Origin of the sequence: Caballeronia sp. LZ034LL, assembly GCF_031451215.1 — a bacterium.
In the GTDB taxonomy this organism is placed as follows: domain Bacteria; phylum Pseudomonadota; class Gammaproteobacteria; order Burkholderiales; family Burkholderiaceae; genus Caballeronia.
This window is the reverse complement of record NZ_JARUXR010000001.1, coordinates 1748393-1770617: the sequence shown is the minus strand read 5'-3', so window position 1 is coordinate 1770617 and position 22225 is coordinate 1748393. Positions and strand designations below refer to the sequence as shown.

At 63.5% G+C, this 22225-nt stretch carries 16 protein-coding genes and 2 tRNA genes; 9 read left to right on the top strand and 9 right to left on the bottom strand.

The window, feature by feature from the left end; all coding sequences use genetic code 11:
- Nucleotides 1–155 precede the first annotated feature (155 nt).
- The 6 genes from QCE83_RS08100 to QCE83_RS08075 all read right to left on the bottom strand — a co-directional run bounded on the left by QCE83_RS08100 (nt 156) and on the right by QCE83_RS08075 (nt 7536).
- Nucleotides 156–2606 (bottom strand): DUF6351 family protein, encoded by a 2451-nt coding sequence (locus QCE83_RS08100; protein ID WP_309808548.1) that lies wholly within the window; start codon nt 2604–2606, stop codon nt 156–158.
- A gap of 17 nt (nt 2607–2623) precedes the next feature.
- Nucleotides 2624–3454, bottom strand: a complete 831-nt coding sequence (locus QCE83_RS08095) for an OmpW family outer membrane protein (protein ID WP_309808547.1) — start codon at nt 3452–3454, stop codon at nt 2624–2626.
- A 19-nt stretch (nt 3455–3473) separates the two neighbouring features.
- On the bottom strand, nt 3474–4715 hold the full coding sequence (locus QCE83_RS08090) for a DUF2957 domain-containing protein (RefSeq protein WP_309808546.1): 1242 nt from the start codon (nt 4713–4715) through the stop codon (nt 3474–3476).
- Between the two features lie 42 nt (nt 4716–4757).
- On the bottom strand, nt 4758–6692 hold the full coding sequence (locus QCE83_RS08085; RefSeq protein WP_309808545.1) for a DUF2957 domain-containing protein: 1935 nt from the start codon (nt 6690–6692) through the stop codon (nt 4758–4760).
- Between the two features lie 498 nt (nt 6693–7190).
- Nucleotides 7191–7277 (bottom strand) — tRNA-Leu (locus QCE83_RS08080).
- 172 nt (nt 7278–7449) lie between these two features.
- A tRNA-Leu gene (locus QCE83_RS08075) sits at nt 7450–7536 on the bottom strand.
- 178 nt (nt 7537–7714) lie between these two features.
- On the opposite strand from QCE83_RS08075, the gene rnr reads away from it, so the two are divergent.
- The 5 genes from rnr (at nt 7715) to rpiA (ending at nt 13204) form a co-directional block, all read left to right on the top strand.
- The gene (gene rnr / locus QCE83_RS08070) at nt 7715–10306 is read left to right on the top strand and encodes a ribonuclease R (protein ID WP_404984314.1); all 2592 of its coding nucleotides are present in this window, start codon (nt 7715–7717) and stop codon (nt 10304–10306) included.
- A 123-nt stretch (nt 10307–10429) separates the two neighbouring features.
- A complete protein-coding gene (gene rlmB / locus QCE83_RS08065) occupies nt 10430–11173 on the top strand; it encodes a 23S rRNA (guanosine(2251)-2'-O)-methyltransferase RlmB (protein ID WP_035970564.1) in 744 nt (247 codons plus the stop codon).
- Nucleotides 11174–11180: 7 nt separating this feature from the next.
- A complete protein-coding gene (locus tag QCE83_RS08060; RefSeq protein ID WP_309808544.1) occupies nt 11181–12035 on the top strand; it encodes an N-acetylmuramoyl-L-alanine amidase in 855 nt (284 codons plus the stop codon).
- Nucleotides 12036–12054: 19 nt separating this feature from the next.
- Complete coding sequence (locus QCE83_RS08055) at nt 12055–12450, top strand: SirB2 family protein (RefSeq protein ID WP_309808543.1); 396 nt, start codon at nt 12055–12057, stop codon at nt 12448–12450.
- Between the two features lie 64 nt (nt 12451–12514).
- Nucleotides 12515–13204: a ribose-5-phosphate isomerase RpiA gene (gene rpiA / locus QCE83_RS08050; RefSeq protein ID WP_309808542.1), complete on the top strand. Its 690-nt coding sequence runs from the start codon at nt 12515–12517 to the stop codon at nt 13202–13204.
- 90 nt (nt 13205–13294) lie between these two features.
- On the opposite strand, the gene QCE83_RS08045 is transcribed toward rpiA, so the two are convergent.
- The 3 genes from QCE83_RS08045 to QCE83_RS08035 all read right to left on the bottom strand — a co-directional run bounded on the left by QCE83_RS08045 (nt 13295) and on the right by QCE83_RS08035 (nt 17526).
- The gene (locus QCE83_RS08045) at nt 13295–14710 is read right to left on the bottom strand and encodes an undecaprenyl-phosphate glucose phosphotransferase (RefSeq protein ID WP_309808541.1); all 1416 of its coding nucleotides are present in this window, start codon (nt 14708–14710) and stop codon (nt 13295–13297) included.
- Between the two features lie 31 nt (nt 14711–14741).
- Entirely contained in the window at nt 14742–15488 is a 747-nt protein-coding gene (locus tag QCE83_RS08040; protein WP_014191659.1) for a Crp/Fnr family transcriptional regulator, read from the bottom strand.
- A gap of 1012 nt (nt 15489–16500) precedes the next feature.
- Complete coding sequence (locus tag QCE83_RS08035; RefSeq protein ID WP_309808540.1) at nt 16501–17526, bottom strand: DUF1839 family protein; 1026 nt, start codon at nt 17524–17526, stop codon at nt 16501–16503.
- 373 nt (nt 17527–17899) lie between these two features.
- On the opposite strand from QCE83_RS08035, the gene QCE83_RS08030 reads away from it, so the two are divergent.
- The 4 genes from QCE83_RS08030 to QCE83_RS08015 all read left to right on the top strand — a co-directional run bounded on the left by QCE83_RS08030 (nt 17900) and on the right by QCE83_RS08015 (nt 22225).
- A complete protein-coding gene (locus QCE83_RS08030) occupies nt 17900–18436 on the top strand; it encodes a GNAT family N-acetyltransferase (protein ID WP_309808539.1) in 537 nt (178 codons plus the stop codon).
- Nucleotides 18437–18655: 219 nt separating this feature from the next.
- Nucleotides 18656–19807 carry a glycosyltransferase family 4 protein gene (locus QCE83_RS08025; protein WP_309808538.1) on the top strand — a complete coding sequence of 384 codons (1152 nt, stop codon included), beginning with the start codon at nt 18656–18658 and terminating at the stop codon, nt 19805–19807.
- Nucleotides 19808–20312: 505 nt separating this feature from the next.
- Nucleotides 20313–21074 (top strand): FCD domain-containing protein, encoded by a 762-nt coding sequence (locus tag QCE83_RS08020; protein ID WP_309808537.1) that lies wholly within the window; start codon nt 20313–20315, stop codon nt 21072–21074.
- 152 nt (nt 21075–21226) lie between these two features.
- The gene (locus tag QCE83_RS08015) at nt 21227–22225 is read left to right on the top strand and encodes a Gfo/Idh/MocA family oxidoreductase (protein ID WP_309808536.1); all 999 of its coding nucleotides are present in this window, start codon (nt 21227–21229) and stop codon (nt 22223–22225) included.

The following is a 22225-nucleotide window of genomic DNA, read 5'->3' as shown; positions in this document are numbered from 1 at the left end:
GGCAGTGAATCTGAATCAATTAATACACGAGTGATTCAGTTTCGTTGATTTCGGTGAGTGCGTGAATCATTAATGAAAGAAAACATCCCGAGATATGCAAGATTCTGAAGAGTCTCTGAATGTGACGCTGGTTTGGATACTGGCAAAACTCGTCATTAATACAGAGACAGGGCGAATGCCGGGCTGGCCCAGCCGCCGCTCCAGTTCCGGTCAGCGGCAGGCATCGCCTGGCCGCCATAGATCACCGATTCGTCCTGGTTCTGATACGTCATCCACGGAACGGTACCGGTCTGATCGACGCCGGGCTGGGAGAAATCGCAGATCCCGGAAGGGAAGATCGCCTGCATCTGGGCCCATTGCTGATCGCTGAATGGAATCGGACCGTAATTGTCCGACCGGTTCAGCGACTTGCGCCCGCACTTGTTGACATCCATCGCAACGGACTGCCTCGCCACGATGCGCGGCGTCTGATAGACCGGTATGACGCTGTTGCTGCACAGCCCAGGCTGAAGGTTGCCGCTTGCATCGAAGCAGCTGTCCACGGCGTTCGCGGGCTTGTCCGCCGACACTTTCTGCGCGAGCGATAGCGCACTGGCGTCGGCCTCGATGTTGTTCAGCCAGGTTTCCAGCGTCTTGAACGCTTCCAGAAAGCAGGTCGCGTCACCGTAAAAAAAGGCTGGACCGCCGAATATCACATGATTGGCGTGATTCCCGAACGCGTGATCCAGGCGAGCTCGAAGCGCGAACGTGCGCGAGGTGTCGTGGCCAGCCGCGTTGGGGCCGAGGCAATCCACGATCGGTGTAGCGCCCAGGTGATTGGCTTCGTTGATCATGCCTGCCCGATAGGCATTCTGGAGCGCCGGCTCGTCCGCCGTCACGCGCGTTGCAGTGGGAGCGCCATTGATGTCCAGGCCGCCGATGTTCTGATTGAGATCGAGAAACTGCGCCGGCGATATCGCACCGTCCTGAAGCGCGCTCAATCCGTACTGTACCCCGACGTTGTCGTACGGACGGCCCGCGAAACCGTGACCCAGCGCTTGTTCGGCCGCCGACCAGACGCTTTGCGCACGCAGGCCGAAGATGTTCGCGGCCAGATCGGTGATGCTGCATCGAACGCCGCCGGGGTTGGTGTCCGCTTTGAAGATGACGGCAGGGTTGTTGATTCCCGCGCATGAACCGCTCGCGGTTGGCGAAGCAGGGATGCCATCCGGATAGACGGCCGGGAACAAAACAAGATCCGTCAAGAAAATATTCTGATCGACGTTCGCAGGGACAGCACTGCTTCCCGCCAGACCGACCAGCGACGAAGTAAGCGCTGTTGGCGTGATAATGCTCAGTATGTACGCTGCGTTTGCGACGTCCTGCGTACCCCACCGGCTGCCGGAATCGCCGTAGACAGCCTGCTGGGCTAGCGGGCTCCAGGGGACTCCGCTGGCACTGACGCCGTTCTGGCCGAAATAGCGCAGCAACAGGTGGTTATCCGCGAACTGCGCGGCGGACCCCCAGGCATCGGGGAATGCGGCGGACGCCAGCAACGCCTGATACACGCCGGGATAGGCATTTTGAATCCATTGCTCGGCCAGGGAACCGCCAGAGCCGCCTATCCCGATGGTGTAGCGCAGGCGGCCATAGTTCTTGATGAAATATTCCTTGGCCATGATGAGCGATTCAGCCTGAATGGCGACATCGCAATCGATGCCGCTATTGGCCAGTGCGGTGCTCAGCACGGCGAATCCTTTCCCCAGCGCATACAGCACGCTGTCATTGGCGGCGAGCGAGCCATCCGTGACGACCGATGGATTGGCAGACTCGCCGAAGGAGACCCCGCATGAACTGCCGTGCGTGATATACAGCGTGCGATTGAATTGCGGCTGGGGGCTGATTGCGGTCCACGCCAGCGCCGGTTGGTAAAGCGTCGCGATCTGATACTGGCTGCGGTCCTGATAGCCCGTTTCCAGCCGGACGATGAACGGCACCGTCACGCCCCGCTCAGTCGTGACGGAGGCGACATCCTGCGGCGGCCGGGCCGGGTTGTAGGGTTGCAGCCCTTGCAGTGACGGATTGGTCGACAGATAGAGCCAGCTGTAGATGGGCGCCTGGTTGCACTGGGCGTCGGTCGCTCCCGGCTGGCAGGGCCAGGGCTGAATCTGGGGCCCGGAGAACACCGGCCCACCCGCGGAATGGTCGATGAGGGTCTGCTGCGCCGTCGTGAAACCCGGTCCCGATACCGATAACGTATTGGATCCCGGCGACAAGCCGGTCACGAGCCCGATGTAGGCGCCCGAGGCGTCGTAAGCGAACGCCTTGCGCTCATCGATGCCGTTCAGCGATACATAGATGTTCTGTGCGTCCGCGCCTTGCGGCAGGTCCAGTTCGATCAGGGCATCGCCGCCGCTCACCAGATCCGCGCGGCCGGACAGCACCTTGATGACGGGTGGAGGCGCGTTGGAAGCGGTTGTGGCGGCGTTGCTTCCCGCGGCTCCGGTATTGGTCGAAGGGCTCGAAGACGAGTCGTTCGACCCGGACCCGCTGCCGCATCCGACCAGCAGCGATAACGCCAATGCCAGCAGCCCGTGCTGTCTGAGGAAGTGAAGTCGGCTTGCCATCGCTAGTTCCCGATTGTTCAGAATTTGTAGGACACGGCGAGAAACGTGATCAGGGGATCCGCCTTCAAGTCGGACTTGGATACGGCGAGCGTCGTGCCGTCGGCAGCCTTGATCGTCACCGAAGAGGTGGTTTTCAACGGGATATAGGACAGCGATGCAAGCAATCCCCAGTGCTCCGTGATGTTGAACAGGAAGCCCGCGTTGAACACCGGCTGCCATGACGACGATGCATCGCCCGACACCTGCGTCGGACCGGGTTTTCCTGCGCCCGCCGCCAGAACCTGACCCAGCGTGTTACGTGTCTGCGCGATGAAGTTGTTGCCAAGCTGGACGTCGCTGAACCAGTTGTACGAGACGCCGACGCCGAGGAAGGGCCGGAATCGGGAAGTTGGCTGTCCGATGTAATACTGCAGGATGACAGCCGGGCTCCACAGGCGCGCGGACTTCACGACGGGATTGACCGCTCCGAGGCCGATGTTCTGGGTGCCCAGCGTGCCTGCCGGGCCGGGTGGGGTAATCGTGCCGCTTCCGTACACCTGGAACTTCGGCGGCACGCCGGCCAATGCGGTGACGGCAAACTGATCCGTCAGAAAGTGGGAGAAGGTGATGCCGAGCGTGTCTGCCTGCCCGACGCTTAAGCCCGTGCCCGGGGAATTGAACGACGGCGGCAGGCCCAGCGCGCCGTTCATCGGCGTGGGTGCGACGTACGTGGTCAGCGAGCTGCTGCTGTCTTGCGGAAACGCATGCAGCCATCCCAGCGACACGACGTTGCTGCCCGCGCTTTGTGCCGACGCGATGCAGGGCAGCAGGAACGCCGCACACGCCACGGCATGGAAGATTCGTTTCATCGGAGGCTCCGGGTTCCCGTCACTGCACGAACGCGCCGATCAGGAAGTAGGGCGACGCGGGAGTGGACATGTCCAGGAAGCCAAACACGCCTCCTGTGAAAAGAAACGTGCCGGTGGGCGTTGCGCTGGCCGCATCCGCGTGCGTGGTGCCGATCGCGCCCGGCAGCGTCTGCGTGTAGTCGAGCGTCAGGACGGTCGCCAGCGAGGCCTGGGACGCGTTGAACGGATCGAACAGCGTGGCCCGTGTGTCGGCGAGCGCGGTCGCGCGGTAGTCGAACCGGCTGTCGGCGCCGATGTACTCGCCGTTCTGGGCGCCGGAGCCAAGCTTCGTTTGCGGCGCCAGGATGGCAATGCCCGATTCGTCGTCGGCGGTCAGGGGCGGGACGCCGTTCGCGTCAGGCTGCGTGCCCGGGTTTGCCGCACCGGTGCGGATCATGATCGGCACCCGCTGGCCGCGCAACGTGCCGACGATCAGGTAGCCCTTCGCCTGCGCCACCGGCGCCAGCGTCGGCTGGATCTGCCCCTGGTAGTGATCCGTCTCGAACGCGCCGCTGCCGTTCGAGGAAGCCGTCAGGTTCGTGCCCGGCTGTCTGCATGTGCCGGCATAGAGGCCTGTCGTGTCGCAGCGCGACCAGCTGCCGTCCGGATTGATCGTCACGCTGGCGTTGATGGTCGTCGGCGCAAAGTTCTGCGAGAGCACCTGGGCGTAGCCGATCTGGTTGTACGTTCCGGTGATGTCGGCCAGATTCGTATCGAGCGTCGCAAACCCGATGAACGGGAAGTAGGGAAAGGTCGTGTCAGGGATGGCGCCCGCGCCGTCGTTGCCCGCGTACGCCAGCTCCTTGCCCGGAATGGTGCCGCCGACCACGCCGTCGCCGACGAACACGCGCGCCGGCCGTGCAGGATCGAGGCTCGCGCCATTCAGCCGGTACGCGCAGCGGTTGAGACTTTGCGTCGCGAACTGCGTTTCCGGGGTGAGCGTGCCGCTATCGAGCGTGCCTGCGCGTGTCGGCACCACGGTGCCCGGCGTTTGCGGGATCGGTGATGCCACATAGGTGACCTGCCAGGTGAGTCGGGTGGTGTCGAGCTGGATCCTGACCAGTTCGCCGTCGCCGGCACCGCCCGTGAAGACCGTCCCGTAGTCGAGCGACGACGGACACAGTGACGCCTGCACTAGCGGCGTCGTGTTGTCGGTCGCCCCTCCGCACGCCGAGAGCACAAGCGCGGCGCCCGCCATCGTCGATCGGATGGTGTTTTTCATGGATCTCCTCCGCGGCGCTTCCGTTCGAAAGCGCCTGTCTTCTTATGGATTGCCGGGCTGGGCGGCCGCGCCGGACAGCGCGCCTACGCTGAAGTAGGGCGAGGCCGCAGCCGGTGTGATGGCGGCGCCCATCCCGATTCCGGACGAGGTCGACGCGAGGCCGCCGTTCGCCGAGCCTTGAATCAAGGCCGCGTACAGGCCGCCTGCTGTAATCAGGTCGCCCTGGTACGGCGCATTGCCGCTCTCTGCAAGGTGAATGAGGCCGGGCGTCGACTGCCCGTAGTCGAGCGTGAATGCGCTTTCAGGCTGCTGGCTTGTCGGGTCGATGAACGATCCGGCGGCGCCGTTGATGACCGTTCCCGTGTACTTGAAATTGGAGTCGGCCCCGGCGTAAGCGCCGTCGATCGCGCCGCTCTTCAGCGCGGTTGCGGGGCTCAGGACGGCAATGCCGGATTCGTCGTCGACCTGTGCATTGGTGAAGTAAGGCGCGGTGCCGGGAATCATGAGGCCGGTTCGCACAATGACCGGAATGGTTGCGCCGTTCAGCTGGCCTAGAACCATATGCGCCGATGCAATCAGGCCGGCCTTCGGCAGCGTCAGCGCGGAGAGCAGGGGGATCGTGCCGCCGAGGGCCTGGGCCGTCTGCTGCAGGACAGGTACCACGGCCGGATCCACGATTCCCGAAAGTCCGATGAGCGTTTGATTGCTCAAGCCGCCGACTATGCCGTTGATCGTCGCAACGGTGGCCTGGATCTGGGACGGGCTGAAGAGCGCACTGAATTGCGTGCCGATCTGGGGCGCCGCCGCGCTGTCGAAATAGCCGGTCGGGTTGATGGCCCAGGCGCCGCCGGTTGTCAGGCAGCCAGTGGCGCTCGACGTGTAATTTGTATTGACGGCGTTGGTGCTGGTGCAATGTCCGTCTTTATCAAAGGTTTCGTGGGTGATCGTGCCACTGGTTGCATAGCCGCCGGACGGAACGACGTGATATAGCAGGCCGTTATACGTTCCCTGGAGGTCCGCAGGATTATTCGAAACACTGGAGAAACCGAGGAACGGATAAAAATCGACGTGCCGGTTCGGAACCGCACCGATCATGGAAGGGATTTTCAGGCTGCTGTTCAATAAGGAATTCAGAGCCTGGGGATTGGTATTCAGGGTACTTTGAACCTCGACCAGAGTTTGCTGTACAGCCGGTGTTTGCAGCCCGATCAGGACCTGCTGCACCATGTTCAATTGATCCGGAGTAATTCCAACCGCACCAAAGCCTCCTCGGATTAACGCCCAGGCGATTCCCGCGAAACTGAAGGGCGGCGCGATCACATTATTCAGGAACGCGCTGGCGGTTTGCAGATCGTTCGCATTCGTCAAAATACCCAGGAACTGCTGTAAGCCGGGATTCTGCGCGACCGTCGCGATGGCCGAATAGCCGTCGAATTCCATCGTCGCGCCGGGAATGCCGCCTCCCGCGATGCCGAAGCCCAGAAGAATCGTCGGTGGATTGGCTTGATTGAAGTCATTCGACGTGGAATAGCCGGAGTCGCTGCTGCCAGGCATCAGCACGAATGCGCAGCGGGTCTGTTGAGCGGTCGGCAGCGTGCCGGCGGGCGGATGGGTCAGATTGCCGGAAATCGTCACGCCCTTTCGAGTGGGCGTCAGCGTACCCGCAGCCAGCGGCACCGACGACTCCAGCCACTTCAGCGTGTAGGTCATCGCTGTTGCGTCGATATGGAGACTCACCACCTCGCCGCTCCCAGCCCCACCCAGATACGTGTTGCCGGATATGGCCTGATCGGCCGGGCACAGCTGTGCGTTGCTCGTCGGTGCGGAAACGGGCTGCCCCTGCGCCCCGCAGGCGGATCCCGAACACTGCGGCACGTTGATGGCGGCGGGTTGGCTGACATTCCCGTCGCTGCACGAAGCCAGAGTGGCGAGAGCGGCAACACAGGCGAACCGGTTCTTAAAATGGCGGAGCGCCATTCCACGTCTCCTGTTTTTCTATTTATTGATTAAGCGCGTCGTCGATTATCGGCTGACGCTTCTTTTATGTTTCAATATCGTTCGCCGAATGCGAACGTCAGATTTATTATTCCGAACGTTAATCGATGACACTGACGAAAGAAATCCGTCCCATGCGTCTGGGAAGTGGCCATTGACTAAGGATTTTTCGTAATGACTTGTAGCGGTCATCGTTCTGAAGCCGGATTCTGATAAAGGCGGTTTTCAGTGTCAATCGATGAAACCTTCTAAATCAGATGCTGGGGTTAATCGGGTGAATTGAATTGAATTGGAAAACGGAACCGTTCATCATGATTTTCACGGTGAAAATCGTGAATTAAATTCCGACTGAAATAGGGAAGAGGGGTGACGCGCTCAGATCCGGGCTGCAAAGCAGAGCCGGAAACGAAAAACCCCACGTCAGTGCGTGGGGTTTTTGCGTGCGATGCGCTTCGATCAGCGTCTCGCGAAAGAGGACCTTGGTGCCCAGGAGAGGACTCGAACCTCCACGGTGTTGCCACCGCTAGGACCTGAACCTAGTGCGTCTACCAATTCCGCCACCTGGGCCAAGGGGTACAGCGAGCCCGCTATTTTAGCGGGAACCGAAACCGTGTCAACCGAAAAGTCTGACAACTGGAGATGTTCAAAAAACCACCTGAAGCACCCACCTGAAGCCGTCCGGAAACACGATCCCTGCATAAAAAGAAAAAGCCACCCAAAGGTGGCTTTTTCAAACATCTGGTGCCCAAGAGAGGACTCGAACCTCCACGGTGTTGCCACCGCTAGGACCTGAACCTAGTGCGTCTACCAATTCCGCCACCTGGGCAAGGGTGTGCTCTGCTTCAATTTCTTCAATTCGTTGGTGCAGACCGTTTTTGGCGGGTTGCTCAACAGCAGAGAACGCAATTATATCGACCGTAACGAGTCTGTCAAGCGTTTATGCCATCGACGTCCGCAGCCTTGCCGGGCGCCGTGGAGCGGGCGGGGAGGTCAGTGGCGTCTGAATGGCGGGTGTTAGAATCAGACGAACGCTGCAGGCGAACGAGCAAGCGAACAATGCAGGCGCGAACGGCAACACACGACGGCCGACTTTCCAGCCCAACGAGAACAACACGATCAAGCCCTTGAGCAAATATCCGTATCCGATTCCCAGCCGCGAAGAGATTCTCGGCGTGCTGCGCACGAGCGAGACTCCGCATGCCGCGAACGACATCGCCGAGGCGCTGTCGATCAAACGCCAGGAGCGTGAAGGATTTTTCAAGCGCCTGGCGGCCATGGAACGAGACGGGCAAATCCGGCTCGACAAGCGTGGCCACTATCAACTCACTCATCCGTCGAACTTCGTTGCGGGCCGCGTGCAGGGCCATCGCGACGGCTTCGGCTTCCTGATTCGCGACGACGGCCAGGACGATCTCTTCCTGCCCAACGGCGAAATGCAGAAGGTCATGCACAACGACCGCGTGCTGGCGCGCATCGTCGGCTATGACCGTCGCGGGCGTCCGGAAGGGCATATCGTCGAGGTCACGGATCGCGCCAACAAGCGCATCATCGGGCGGCTCATCAACGAGAACGGCGCGCTGATTCTCGTGCCTGAAGACAAGCGCATCGGCCACGACATTCTCATCACGCAGAACCCGAAGAAGGCGAAGGTCGGGCAGGTGGTGTCCGTCGACCTGACGGATTTCCCGAGCCGGCATTCGCAGCCGCTGGGACGGGTGGTCGAGGTGATCGGCGATATCGACGATCCCGGCATGGAGATCGAGATTGCCGTGCGCAAGTATGGCGTGCCGCACGAGTTCAGCGACGCCGCGCTCGCGCAGGCCGCCAAGCTGCCGGACGAAGTGCGGCCGGTGGACATCCGCCATCGTGTGGATCTGCGCGACGTGCCGCTCGTCACGATCGACGGCGAAGACGCGCGCGACTTCGACGACGCCGTGTATTGCGAGCCGGTCACGGTCGGACGCGGCCAGGGTTTTCGCCTGCTGGTGGCCATCGCCGATGTCTCGCATTACGTGCGCGCGAACGAAGCGCTGGACGTCGATGCGCTCGACCGCAGCACGTCGGTGTACTTCCCGCGCCGCGTGATTCCGATGCTGCCGGAGAAGCTGTCGAACGGATTGTGTTCGCTGAATCCGCAGGTCGATCGCTGTGTGCTCGTGTGCGACATGGTCATCACCGCGCGCGGCGAGATCAAGGCCTATCAGTTCTATCCGGGCGTGATGCATTCGGCGGCGCGGCTCACCTATACCGAAGTCGCGGCGGTGCTCACCAACACCAAGGGACCGGAAGCCGCGAAGCGCGCCGACATCCTTCCGCAGCTGCAGAACCTGCATGGCGTCTACAAGTCGCTGCACGCGGCGCGGCAGAAGCGCGGTGCGATCGACTTCGATACGACCGAGACGTATATCGTCGTGAATTCGCAGGGCAAGATCGAGCAGATCGTGCCGCGTCATCGCAACGACGCGCATCGGCTGATCGAGGAATGCATGCTGGCGGCAAACGTCTGCGCGGCGGATTTTCTGAAGCGCAACAAGCATCCGGGCCTGTACCGCGTGCATGCCGGGCCGACCGAAGAGAAGCTGGAGAACCTGCGCACGTTCCTGCGCGGCGTCGGACTGACGCTGACCGGCGGCGCCAAGCCGCACGCGAGCGACTACGCCGCGCTGATCGCGCAGATCCGCGACCGGCCCGACGCGCAGATGCTCCAGTCGATGGTGCTGCGTTCGATGCAGCAAGCCGTGTACAGCCCGGACAACATCGGTCACTTCGGTCTGGCGTACGAGGCGTATGCGCACTTCACGAGCCCGATTCGCCGTTATCCCGACCTGCTCACGCATCGCGCCATCTACGCCATCCTGCAGGGCAAGAAGTATCTGCCGGAGATCGGCCACGAGGTGTTCCTGAGCACGGGTCTCACGAAGGCCGCGCGCGAAATGCAGAAGGCCGACGACACGGCGCGCGGCCGTGCGCGCAACAGCGTCGCGATCTGGGAAGAGCTGGGGCTGCATTGCTCGTCGAACGAGCGCCGCGCCGACGAAGCCTCGCGCGACGTCGAAGCCTGGCTCAAGTGCTACTTCATGCGCGACAAGCTCGGCGAGGAATATGGCGGCATGGTGAACGGCGTGACGTCGTTCGGCATTTTCGTGCAGCTGGATTCGCTGTTCATCGAAGGGCTCGTGCATGTCACGGAGCTCGGCTCGGATTACTTCCAGTACGACGAGATCAAGAACGAGCTGCGCGGCGAGCGCACGGGCATTCGCTATCGCATGTCGGATCGCGTGCGCGTGCAGGTGAGCCGTGTCGATCTCGATGCGCGCAAGATCGACTTCCGTCTCGTGCGCGACGCGCCGGTCAAGCCGCCGGCGCGTTCGGCGGCGGCGGTGAGCGATGCGGCGGGCGGTGGTGGCTCAGGTGCGCGCGTGCGGCCGCTTTCCGACGCGCTGTCCGACGACGACGCCGTGCCCGGCACGCGTACCCGCGGCGGCACGAACAAGGGTGCGGCGCTGGCGGCCGGCGCCCGCGGCGGTGCGGCGAAGAAGCGTGGCGCGGCGTCGAAATCGGCGTCGCAGGGGCGGCCGGCGCGCAAGAAGCGCTGACGGTCCCGGCGAGCGGCGCGCCGTTCGCGCCATTCGCGCTGCGACACATTACGCGCGGTCCGATGCTTCGTGCTTCGGGCCGCGTCGTGCTTTTAAAGTTTTCAGCGAAGGTTCGAATCAGTCATGTCACGTCTCAAGGTTCTCTACGGATTTCACGCAGTCACCGCACGTTTGCGGGCGGATGCATCGTCGATCGAGGAGGTGCTGTACGACCCGACGCGCAAGGATCGGCGCATGCAGGACTTCCTGCGGACCGCGAAGGAAGCCGGCGTGCGGCTGATCGCGGCGGACGAGTCGCGTCTCTGGGGGCTGGCGGGCAACATCCAGCATCAGGGCGTGGTGGCGCGCGCGAATGACCTGCCGCTCGCGCAGAACCTGGCCGAGCTGCTCGACGGCATTTCGGGCACGCCCTTGCTGCTGGTGCTGGACGGTGTGACCGATCCGCACAATCTCGGCGCGTGCCTGCGCGTCGCGGATGCGGCGGGCGCTCATGCGGTGATCGCGCCGCGCGACCGGTCGGCGGGCTTGAACGCGACGGCAGCGAAGGTGGCGAGCGGCGCGGCCGAGAGCGTGCCGTACATCACGGTGACGAATCTGGCGCGGGCGCTGCGCGAACTGAAGGATGCGGGCGTGTGGGTGATCGGCACGGCGGGCGAGGCGACGGCGTCGCTGTACGAGACGAAACTGGACGGCCCGGTGGCGATCGTGGTGGGCGCGGAAGGCGAGGGGATGCGCCGGCTCACGCGCGAAACCTGCGACGAGATCATGAATATCCCGATGGCGGGGACGGTTGAAAGTCTCAATGTGTCGGTGGCGAGCGGGGTGTGTTTGTTTGAGGCGGTGAGGCAGAGGGGGGTGAAGAAGTAACGTGGGGATGCTTCTGCGTTCTGCCGGTCTTGCGCTCGGTTGCGCCGCCCTGGCGCTGTCCGCCTGCACCCCCACCCACCTCGACCGCGGCACCTACATCGCCGACCTGACCCACCCCGCCAAAAACGCCGACTCCCGCATCCGTTTCCTCGTGATGCACTACACCGAGATCGACGAAGCCGGCTCGCTCGCGGTGCTCACCGGCGATCAGGTCAGCGTCCATTACGTCGTGCCCGATGCGCCGTGCATCGAGCATGGCGAGCCGGTCGTTTATCAGCTGGTTCCGGAAGACAAGCGCGCCTGGCATGCGGGCGTCAGTTCATGGCAAGGCGCGACCGAACTGAACGCGTCCTCGATCGGCATCGAGAACGTCAACCTCGGCCCTATAAAATCGACAGGTCCGACAGGTCCGCTCAGCGACGGCAAGTGGCAACCCTATCCGCCCGCGCAAGTCGACGCCCTCGTCAAGCTCTCCCGCGACATCGTCGCGCGTTATCAGATTCCGCCGACCCGCGTCGTCGGTCATAGCGACATCGCGCCGCAGCGCAAGATCGATCCAGGACCGCTTTTTCCCTGGCGCACGCTGTACGATGCCGGCGTGGGCGCATGGCCCGATGCCGACGCGGTCGCCGCCCATCTCGCGGGCCGCGATCCGAAAGCGCCGTCCGACGTGCAGGCGCTGCAGGACAAGCTGAAGCGCTACGGCTACGACGTCGCCACAGACGGCGTGCTCGACGACAGGACGCGCCGCGTCTTCAGCGCGTTCCAGATGCATTTCCGGCCGTCCGACTACGCGGGCAACGCCGACGCCGAAAGTGACGCCATCGCCCAGGCCCTGCTCGACAAGTACTTCAACCACTAACCGCTTTCCGCTATCCGCCATGGGCGACACCTTCCTCACACTGCGCACGCTCCACATGACCTGCGCAGGCCTCGCCATCGCCGGATTCGTGCTGCGCTGGATCTGGATGCTCAGCGGCTCACGCCTGCTTCACACTCGCCCGGCCAAAGTCCTGCCGCACATCATCGACACGCTCCTGCTGCTGAGCGCAGTCGGGCTAGTCGCGATCATCGGCTTCTCCGCGAACGCCGCCTGGCTCAGCGCGAAGATCGCGGGGCTCGTCATCTATATCGTGCTCGGCACGCTGGCGCTCAAGCGCGGCCGCACCCGGGGCGCGCGCGCCGTCTACGGCGTGCTGGCCATCGTGGTGTTCGCGTACATCGCGTCGGTGGCGCACAGCCACGATCCGCTCGGCTTCCTGCGCGGCTGGGCATGATCGGCATGCGTCCTGCGCGCAGTCCGATAAAATTCGAATTTCTCCTCTCGCGCAGCACCCTCCCATGACTCAAGACGAACTCAAGCAACGGGTCGGCCAGGCCGCCGCCGACTACGTGAACTCGAACGTGCCGGAAGGCGCGATCATCGGCGTCGGCACCGGCTCCACGGCCAACTGCTTCATCGACGCGCTCGCGCGCTCGAAGGCGCGCTATCGCGGCGCCGTGTCGAGCTCGCTCGCCACCACCGCGCGGCTCGAAGGCCACGGCTTCAAGGTGTTCGACCTCAACGAGATCGAGTCGCTGCCGGTCTACGTGGACGGCGCCGATGAAATCGACGCCAGCGGCGCCATGATCAAGGGCGGCGGCGGGGCGCTCACGCGCGAGAAGATCGTCGCGTCGGTCGCGGACGTGTTCGTGTGCATCGCCGACGCCAGCAAGCGCGTGCCCGTCATGGGCACGTTCCCGTTGCCGGTCGAAGTCGTGCCGATGGCGCGCACCGCGATCGGCCGCCGGCTCGCGGCGCTCGGCGGCGTGCCCGTGCTGCGCGTAACAAAGGACGGCGCGCCGTTCATCACCGACAACGGCAACGAGATCATCGACGTGAAAGGCCTCTCCATCGACGATCCCCGCGCCCTCGAAGCCAGCATCAACGCATGGCCGGGCGTCGTGACGGTCGGACTGTTCGCGGCGCGCGGCGCGAATCTCTGTCTGCTCGGCGCCGAGTCGGGCGTGGAGCGCATCGACTACGCGTAAGCTCCGCCACGCAGCAAGGCAGCACAAAAACAAAGGCCCGGCCGCTTCGCAGCGCCGGGCCTTCTTTCTTCTGGATTCTGGCGAGACCGATCAGTACGCGTTGCGTCCGATGAAGCCCTTGAACATCGTCATCGCGACGATCTTCACGTCGAACCAGAACGACCAGTTGTGGATGTAGAACAGGTCGAACTTCACCCGGCTCTGCATCTTCTCGACCTTTTCGGTCGCGCCGCGATAGCCGTTCACCTGCGCCCAGCCCGTGATGCCCGGCTTGATGCGATAGCGGAACATGTAGCCGTAGACGAGATCCTTGTACAGGTCGTCATGCTCCAGCGCATGCGGACGCGGACCCACCACCGACATATGGCCGAACAGCACGTTGAGGAACTGCGGCAGCTCGTCGAGACTCGTGCGCCGCAGGAACGCGCCGATCTTGGTCACGCGCGGATCGTTGCGCGTCGCCTGCGTGACGTGTCCGCTGGTTTCCTTGTGCACCGCCATCGAACGGAACTTGTAGATCGGGAAGGGCCGTCCGTCCGCGCCCTTGCGCTTCTGTGTGAAGAACACCGGTCCCTTCGAGGTCGATTTCACCGCAATCGCAATCCCGATCAGCAGAGGCGAGAGTGCGAGCAGGGCGGTCGCCGCGAACAGCCTGTCGAACAGGAGCTTCGGCCACATGCGCAGCGTGCTGACCGGCGAGGTCGTCAGGTTGATGGTCGCCAGGCCCGCGACATCCGTCATCGAATGGTTGAACAGCGAGATGCTGCGCGTATCGGGAATCAGCCGCAGGTTCACGAAGTCATGCCGCAACGCGTGCACGAAGCGATAGATCGTATGTTCCTGCGAGAGCGGCAACGCGAGCCACACTTCGTTGATTTCCTCGGCGCGCACCTTGGCGACGAGTTCGTCGAAGTCGTTCAGCACCGGCAGGCGCGAACCGCCCGTGCCGATCGCGCTCGTCGGCGCATGCCTGACGCCGGTGGCGTGGAGTTCCTCGTCGCCGGTGGTGTCGAGCAGGCAGACCGGCGTGAAGCCTTGTTCCGGCGTGCTGCTCAGATGCGCGAGCAGCGTGCGGGCAAAACCCTGCGCGCCGACAATGGCGACGCTGCGCTGATTCAGGCCGCGTCCGCGCATCGCACGCAGGCTGCTGTACACCACGCACTTGATGCCGATGATCAATGCACCGGTAATCACCGTCGAATAGGCGAACCACAGCCGCGAGACCGAATCCATCCGGTGCAGCGTGAAGGCCAGCAGCAGGCCCGCAGCCACCACGGCCATCCAGGCGAGCGTGACGCGCGCCAGCATGACCGGCAGGGGCTTGCCGCGCCAGGTGTCGTACACGCCGAACGCGGGGAACAGCAACAGCGCGAGAACGCAGTTGAAAGCAGTCAGCAGCCGTTCGATGTCGCTGATGTCGAGGGTGGCGAAGCGCATCGAATGCGCGATCAGGCCGCCGGCCACGATCAGGGAAACGTCCAGGCAGCGTGCCGACCACGCAAACATGTTTTGATTTTTAGCTTGCATCATTGAACCATTAAACGCTGGAGGCCGATGCTGCCTCGGTGGCACGGAGACGCGGCAGCAGCCGGTCGAATTCACGCTTCACGAGGCCGTAGCACTCGCAGGCGCGGGCCTCGAGGCCTTCGCGATCGACGACCTTGATGCAGCCGCGGCTGTGATGGATCAGGCCCGCGTCATGCAGTTTGCCGGCCGCTTCGGTCACGCCTTCGCGGCGCACGCCCAGCATGTCGGCGATCAGCTGCTGCGTCACCTGGAGTTCGTTCGACGCGGTGCGGTCGATCTCGATCAGCAGCCAGCGGCAAAGTTGCTTGTTGAGCGAGTGGTGACGGTTGCATGCAGCCGTCTGCGCGACCTGGGTCAGCAGCGCCTGCATGTAGAGCAGCATCAGGCGGCGCAGGAAATCGGAACGGCCGAACTGTTCGCGCAGGGCTTGCGCGCTCATCCGATACGCGAAACCCGGGCACTGCACCTGCACGCGCGTGGGCATGGTTTCACCGCCCGTCAACACCGGCACGCCCGTCATGCCTTCGCGGCCCACCGCGGCGATCTCGACCGAGCCGCCGTCTTCCATCGTGTGGAGCAGCGAGATGATCGCCGTGGTCGGGAAATAGACGTGGTGGATGCGTTGGCCAGAATCGCACAGCAGTTGCTCGGTGCGCAGCTGGACGAGTTCGAGATGCGGAGTCAGTGCCTGCCATTCGTGGGCCGGAAGTGCGCCAAGCAGGTGATTGCCGTGCAGGTCGGACTGGAGGGTCAGCATGATTGGTTCTCTCGTAACTTCGCGCGTTGCGCTTCACATTTTTATTTACTGGTGTGACCGTTCTCTGAATCGATCGCTCGTGCGGCCCTGATCGAAAACGCTTCACCCCAGCCCCGTAGCAATCCGTCGACGGTGTTCTGTTCTTGTTCTGGCCGCGCTTCGGATCGCGGGAGCTTTATAGCGAGGACTGTGCCAGTGTGGGCAATCGCAATGCTGGCGGGGCCTCATTGCGCAGGACAATTTCTTGATGCACCGCAGCGCGCCGTTTTTGTTTCAGTATTGAACATGGGTGGTCTTAGGAATACGTGTGCGCCCCGATTCGTTTCATCAGTCCAATCCCTTCTGATGAAGGGAAGAATGAGTCAAAGGACCACGGAACAAGCCTCGTGAGTCGACACAGCTTCGACAACACTCCTTCTTTCGTAGGGTTAAAGAAAAATGATTCATCCGTGTTCCATGGCCTGAGTGGGGCAGCGAACACCTTGTACGAAAGGCGCCTGTTGATTCCTGCAGAGCCGTTGATGGGCAAGGCTTTGCGCTTGCTCCGGAAATGCCGCTCTTCAAGCGCGCGTGATAGGGAAACGTTGCGTGCGTTGCACGTGATGAAAAGTGCATGGAAGCAGGCCCCGACATGAGCATGCGTTCAATGCTTCCGCAGTTGAATGGCAGCCCACATGCCGCTTGCATGAAGGCACGAACACGGCATGGGATGTCCTGGCGATCGTAAAACGTTTGCTCTCCGATCGTCGGATCAACGCCATGTGGCGAGCATGAACGCGCATCGCTCCGATGCGCCGAAATGTTTCATTGAGGACAATGCCGGAGCCGTGTGAATCGACAAGCGCAAAAGATGCCTGACCGACATCACGGCGTCATGTTTTCGAGCATGAGCCGTATCCGGTAAGCGATTGAAAAAGCCCTTGAAACATGGGCTCAAACGTGTTTTAAAGCGAATGCTTCAAAACGCGAATCATCACAACGCGAATCGCGTTTCGAGCGGCCAATTGAATGATCAACAGACGATATCCGCGAGCGGAGGAACGACACGTGCGTAGGCCTCCTCGATGACGTCGAACGAAGCATCGCAGAGGTCTTCGCGGCCACGCGACAACGCACGTGCAAGACGGCACTGCAACACCATCGTCTCGCTGGCGATCTTGCGTGCGCCCGCATGCGCGGACGTTGGAATGTCGAAGCCCTGCTCGCGCATCCATTGCAGGTAGTGCGCCAGCAATTCGAAGTTCGCGCCGAGCTGCTGCATCACGTTGAACGCATAGTGACGCGCATACGCTTCGCCGCGTTCGAGCATCGTCTCGACATGGGCGGGAAAGGCCTGGCGCCAGCGCGAGATCGGGTTATGCAGCGGGCGGCGCAGCAGATGCGTGCACAGCAGGTCGGCCGAGGTCTCCGCGAGCGGCGTGCCCGTCAGTGCATCTCTCACATGTTTGACGAATTCGACATGGGGAAACAGCGCTGCAGAATCCGTGGCGGGGCGCAGGATGCCGTCATAGTCGGCGCCGTCGAGCAGGTGATAACCGGTGTGATGAAAGTAGCCCAGACGGCGCGCGCCAGGATCGATTACATCGATGCCGATGGTCGTGCGCGCATGCTCGCGATGATAGGCATCGGCACGGGTATCGGGCAGAAAGAAGGCATCCGTCTCGAGCAAGACGATGTTGGCGCGGCGCGTCTGCACGAGCGCGCGTTCTTCGAGCGAGTCGAATACCGCGAGTTCCTGCACCTGCAGGCCATAGAGCTTTTCGATGTCGTCGGGAGGAAGTTTGCCGAGCGTGAACTGATCGTCTTCGAAGTCCTGAGTGACGCTGAATGCGAGCGCCGCGCGCGGTTCGAGGCCGTTGCCGTGCAGCAGTTCGATCCACAGGTCCACGGGCGCCACGCCTTCGCGCCAGATGCGCTCGCCGCGATGCAGCGCGTGGGCATGATGACGCCGTGCACGCAGGCGCAGAGGGTCGAGTGACACGACGCGGGAACGTCCCGCGTTCGAATCCGTCACACCGCTCGTATGGAACGCGCTCATGCCGTTACCTCGGACCGGGAAAACCGGCGTCCGATACCGCGGTCGCGCAAAGCGGACGGGCTTGTGGTTGTGCGTCTTTGTCGCGTTTGATGGCGGTATGCATTTTGATTTTCCCATGAAGGTGCCGGATGACGCGAGTGCTATCGACGCATGCGCGCGCACGCGGCTGACCGGTGAAGGACAGTCGCGTAAGGCCATGTTGGTCGAGCTGGCGTCTTTATTCCCCGGACGCCTCTTTTGCGTGTGGTCGGCCCTATTTGAAGCGGCGCGGCGTTTCGGGTCGGTGCGATGGCGCACTGTGCCGCGGGGGGGCGCCACGTAAGGTTGAATCGTCGCAACGCCGGTTAATCCCGGTCTCGCCTGGAGATAATCAATGAACTGGAAAACGCTGGATTTCGAACAACTCACTGCGCGTGAGCTTTATTTGATTTTGCGCGCGCGCAGTGCGGTGTTCGTCGTCGAACAGTCGCATGTGCATCTTGATCCCGATGGACGCGATGAAACCGGCCTGCATGTGTTCGCAGCGGAAGACATGAGCCGCTCGATGCCGGTGCTCGCCTATGCGCGCATTCACGGAGGCGATGCGGAAGAACCTGAAGTCGTGGTCGACAAGATCCTGACGAGCCCGCTGCGCCGCGGCGACGGCACCGCGCATGCGCTGATCGAGCGCGTGCTGGCCGTGGCCGCCGAACGCTGGCCGGGCCGCGGCGTGCGTCTGACCGCGCCGGTGAGTCTGCGCGGCTTCTATGAAGCATTCGGCTTTCGCAAGACCGAAGGACCGTTCCTCGAACACGGCATGCCGTTCATCGGTCTCACGCGCAAGAGCCGGCAGTCGCGCGAAACGGCGAGCCCGTCCCGCGTGCAGTTCGCGGGTCCCGTCGACTACACGAGCACGTTCGAATTGCTGTAGCAGTCCGCGAGGAAAGGTCCAGCAGCAGAGGTAAGGGCAGCGGCCGCCGGGCAAGCGCACGGCATGGCCGAAACACCGGCGGCATCACGGGCGAGAGCCTGTCGGGCATCGAGGCAAGAACAACCACAGAGGGCGGCTCGTGCCGCCCCGAAACACGCCTCGACCACAATAAGAACAACGCCGCCGGCGCAAGCCGGCGCGCGTGCAAACGACACTTTCATGCGAATAGTCCATCTCGCCAACCATGCGCAGACGATAGGCAACGGCACCGTCAACATGATGGTCGACCTTGCCTGCGTGCAGGCGCGCATGGGCCAGGAGGTCGTGGTGGCATCGTCGGGAGGCGGATTCGAGCCGCTGTTGCGGCGCCACGGCATCACGCACATTCCCTTGCAGCAGTCGCGCCAGCCCTGGCGCGTGCCGTCGATGATCGCGGGCTTCAATCGCCTCATCGACCGCTTCGATCCGGATATCGTGCACGCGCACATGATGACCGGCGCGCTCATCTCGCGCTTCGGCAGCATGCGCCGGCGCTTCGCGCTCGTCACCACGGTGCATCACGAGTTGCAGAAGAGCGCCGCGCTGGTCCGTGCCGGCGATCGCATGGTCGCCGTCAGCCAGGCCGTGGCGGACGATCTCGAGGCGCGCGGCATCGGCGCGGGACGGCTGTCGATCGTCCTCAACGGCGCAGTCGGCGCGCCGCGCCTCGTCCTGCGGCCCGCCGCCCGGCCCGTGAGGTTGCGACACCCGAACATCGTGTGCGTGGCCGGGATGTACCGGCGCAAGGGCATCGCGGATCTGCTGCAGGCCTTTGCGCACGTGCGTGAGCAGGCCGCCGGCCAGACCGAATTCCTGCCGGAGCCGCACCTGTACCTCGTCGGCGACGGTCCCGATCGCGGCTCCATGGAAGCGCTCGCGGTGGAGCTCGGCATCGCGGAAGCGGTGCATTTCACGGGCTTCGTCGCCGATGCGCGGCCGTATCTCGCCAGCGCCGACGTGTTCGCGCTGCTGTCGCATCAGGATCCGTCGCCGCTGGTGATCGCCGAGGCGCGCGAGGCGGGCTGCGCGATCGTCGCGACGCGCGTGGGCGGCATTCCGGAAATGCTGGACGGCGGCGCCGCAGGCGTGCTGGTGCCGCCCGGCGAACCCGCGCAGGCGGCGGCGAAGCTGCACTGGCTGCTGATCGACGGCCAGGCGCGCGGCCAGTACGCGGCACGCGCGCGCCAGAACCTGCAGCAGCTTTCGGTGGAACGCGTGAGCGGCGAATACATGGCGATTTACCAGCACACGCTTGCCGAGCGCGAATCGCTGCGCCGCCGCCAGGGCGCGATGGACGCGCGCCGCGCCCGCGCACCCGACGGCGCCATATGAGCGGGCACGCGGCGAATCGGCAAAAGCGGCACAAAACACCCGCTGAGCATCCGCCTGGCGCAAGCGGGCGGATCATACAAAAGCCATATGCCAACTGAGGAGCGTTCGCGTTCGCACAGAAAGCCTACGAGATGCTTGCTCAAATGAGTGCATGAACGGTCCGAGCGTCGTCCGGGCCGTCACATCGACCGCTTGCGCCGCGCTGCGACGCCGCCATTCTTCAGTTTCCCTGACGAATGCCGGCGCGCGCGCGGCGCAAGCGCAGCACGGACACGTGCCACGGCAACGTGAAGCGGTAAGAACGACACACCAACATCGACGTCGAAGCCAAAGGGATTACCCTGTCAGGAATTTCCTAACTGGCATTCGAAGCAACGAAGACGCAACGTATCAAGCATGACGAATTGACTGAGCGTCGTTCGTCGTGCCTTTCGCAGTCCGGGGAAAGCGAAAGTGATGCGCCCACACACACGGCTACGGATCAGGCGAGAAGGGGAGAAGCGAGATGGATGAAAACAAAGAGCGATCGCTGGTGGCAAAGGTGATGGACGGACTCGTCTCCGGGATCGTCGAGCAGAAGTACGGCGCGATATTGCCGCCGCAAGACATCCTCTCGAAAGAGTTCGACGTCAGCCGCACCGTCATGCGAGAGGCGCTCTCCATGCTGCTGGCGCGGCATATGCTGGACGTGCGGCCCAAGACGGGCACGCGCATTCGCCCGATGAGCGACTGGCGCCTGATCGACGAGGACGTGGTCAGCTGGCGTTTTCGCGCCAAGCCGGATCAAACCTTCCTGCGCGATGTAATCGAATTCCGCATGCTGATCGAGCCGCGCGCGGCTGCGCTGGCGGCGGCGCGCGCGACGCCCGACGAGATCGCGGGCATCCGCGATGCCTTCGATGCGCTGTCCCGCATGCAGGTCGGCGAGCCGGAATACCAGGCGGCCGACGAGGTGCTGCACACGCGCATCGTGGCCGCCAGCGGCAACCAGTTCTTCCGCCAGATGACGGCCATCGTGCGCGGCGCGCTCGTGACGGTGAATCCGATCGTCGACGGCATCGAGTCCGTGCGCGAAGCGACGCTCGCCGCGCAGCGCAGCGTGGTGGAGGCGATCGAGGCGAAGGACCCGGGCGCCGCCGAGGCCGCGACGCGCGCGCTGGTGGATCTGGCGGCCGAGGAAGTGGGCCGTGCGTTCTCGCTGGAGCGCGTCAGCAGCCAGCCCGCGCCCGTCACGCCGAACGTGAATGCGTCGGCCGGCGCGGCGTGAAGGGTCGACAGACAGCGCCTGAGCAAAGCGCTCGTCAAGCAGAAAGCCGGGACATGTCCCGGCTTTTTGTCGTCTGCGCCGTCCGTGAAATCGCCATGCCGTGCAATCAGGCACAATGCGTCGGACCACGAACATTGCACAAGGAGGGAGTTTTGCCGGAGATCAATATCGACAGCGACACTAGCGAGGTGCGTTGGGGCATCGTCGGCGCGGGACGCATCGCGCAGCGCTTCGCCGACAGTCTCGCGCACGTGCCGGGCGCCCGCCTCGCGGCCGTCTGGTCGCGCCGCGCAGAGCCGGCGCATGCGCTCGCCGGCCGCTGCGGCGCCCAGGCCTGCGAAAGCTTCGACGCGCTGCTCGACAACATCGACGCGCTCTATATCGCGACGCTGCAGGACAGCCATCCGCACTATGCGTTGCGCGCGTTCGCGGCGGGCAAGCCGGTGCTGTGCGAGAAGCCCGCGGCCGTGAATGCGCGCACGCTGCAGCAGATGATCGACGCGGCGCGCGCCGCGAAGCTGCTCTTCATGGAAGCGATGAAGCCGCCGTTCTATCCGCTCTACCAGCGCCTGCGCGCGCACTTGCAGGCGGACGGCATCGGCGAGATCGGGCTGGTGCGCGCGGGCTGCTCGATCGCCAACGTGCCGTCCGATCATCCGTCGTTCTCGCTGGAGGCGGGCGGCGGCGCGCTGCTGGATATCGGCGTCTATGAGGCGTTTCTCGCGGTCGACTGGCTCGGTGAGGCGCTCGACGTGCAGACCATCGGCCGGCTGGGGGAGACGGGCGTCGATGTGTTCGCGAGCCTGAACGTGCGCCACGAGCGCGGCATCGCGCAGCTGTTCTGCGGCCTGGATCTGCAAGGCCGCGGCGACGCGCTGATCGGCGGCACGCTCGGCACCGTCACGATTCACGAAAATTGGTGGAATCCGGTGCGCGCGACCATCGCCTATACGGATGGCCGCAAGGTCGAGCTGGACGAGCCCTTCAGCGGCGGCGGCCTCAATTACGAAACCGCCCATTTTTGCGAGCTGCTGCGCGCGGGCGCGATCGAAAGTCCGATCATGTCCCACGCGACCTCGATGCGCATGATCGCGATCATCGATGCCGCGCGGCGCGACCTGAAGCTGCGCTTTCCTTTCGAAACCGACTGA

Coding starts and splice junctions, on each gene's coding strand:
- QCE83_RS08100 (WP_309808548.1), bottom strand. CDS start 2,606: ATGGCAAGCCGACTTCACTTCCTCAGACAGCACGGGCTGCTGGCATTG.
- QCE83_RS08025 (WP_309808538.1), top strand. CDS start 18,656: ATGCGAATAGTCCATCTCGCCAACCATGCGCAGACGATAGGCAACGGC.
- QCE83_RS08045 (WP_309808541.1), bottom strand. CDS start 14,710: ATGTTTGCGTGGTCGGCACGCTGCCTGGACGTTTCCCTGATCGTGGCC.
- QCE83_RS08095 (WP_309808547.1), bottom strand. CDS start 3,454: ATGAAACGAATCTTCCATGCCGTGGCGTGTGCGGCGTTCCTGCTGCCC.
- QCE83_RS08030 (WP_309808539.1), top strand. CDS start 17,900: ATGAACTGGAAAACGCTGGATTTCGAACAACTCACTGCGCGTGAGCTT.
- QCE83_RS08040 (WP_014191659.1), bottom strand. CDS start 15,488: ATGCTGACCCTCCAGTCCGACCTGCACGGCAATCACCTGCTTGGCGCA.
- QCE83_RS08055 (WP_309808543.1), top strand. CDS start 12,055: ATGGGCGACACCTTCCTCACACTGCGCACGCTCCACATGACCTGCGCA.
- rlmB (WP_035970564.1), top strand. CDS start 10,430: ATGTCACGTCTCAAGGTTCTCTACGGATTTCACGCAGTCACCGCACGT.
- rpiA (WP_309808542.1), top strand. CDS start 12,515: ATGACTCAAGACGAACTCAAGCAACGGGTCGGCCAGGCCGCCGCCGAC.
- QCE83_RS08020 (WP_309808537.1), top strand. CDS start 20,313: ATGGATGAAAACAAAGAGCGATCGCTGGTGGCAAAGGTGATGGACGGA.
- QCE83_RS08035 (WP_309808540.1), bottom strand. CDS start 17,526: ATGAGCGCGTTCCATACGAGCGGTGTGACGGATTCGAACGCGGGACGT.
- QCE83_RS08060 (WP_309808544.1), top strand. CDS start 11,181: ATGCTTCTGCGTTCTGCCGGTCTTGCGCTCGGTTGCGCCGCCCTGGCG.
- rnr (WP_404984314.1), top strand. CDS start 7,715: ATGGCGGGTGTTAGAATCAGACGAACGCTGCAGGCGAACGAGCAAGCG.
- QCE83_RS08085 (WP_309808545.1), bottom strand. CDS start 6,692: ATGGCGCTCCGCCATTTTAAGAACCGGTTCGCCTGTGTTGCCGCTCTC.
- QCE83_RS08090 (WP_309808546.1), bottom strand. CDS start 4,715: ATGAAAAACACCATCCGATCGACGATGGCGGGCGCCGCGCTTGTGCTC.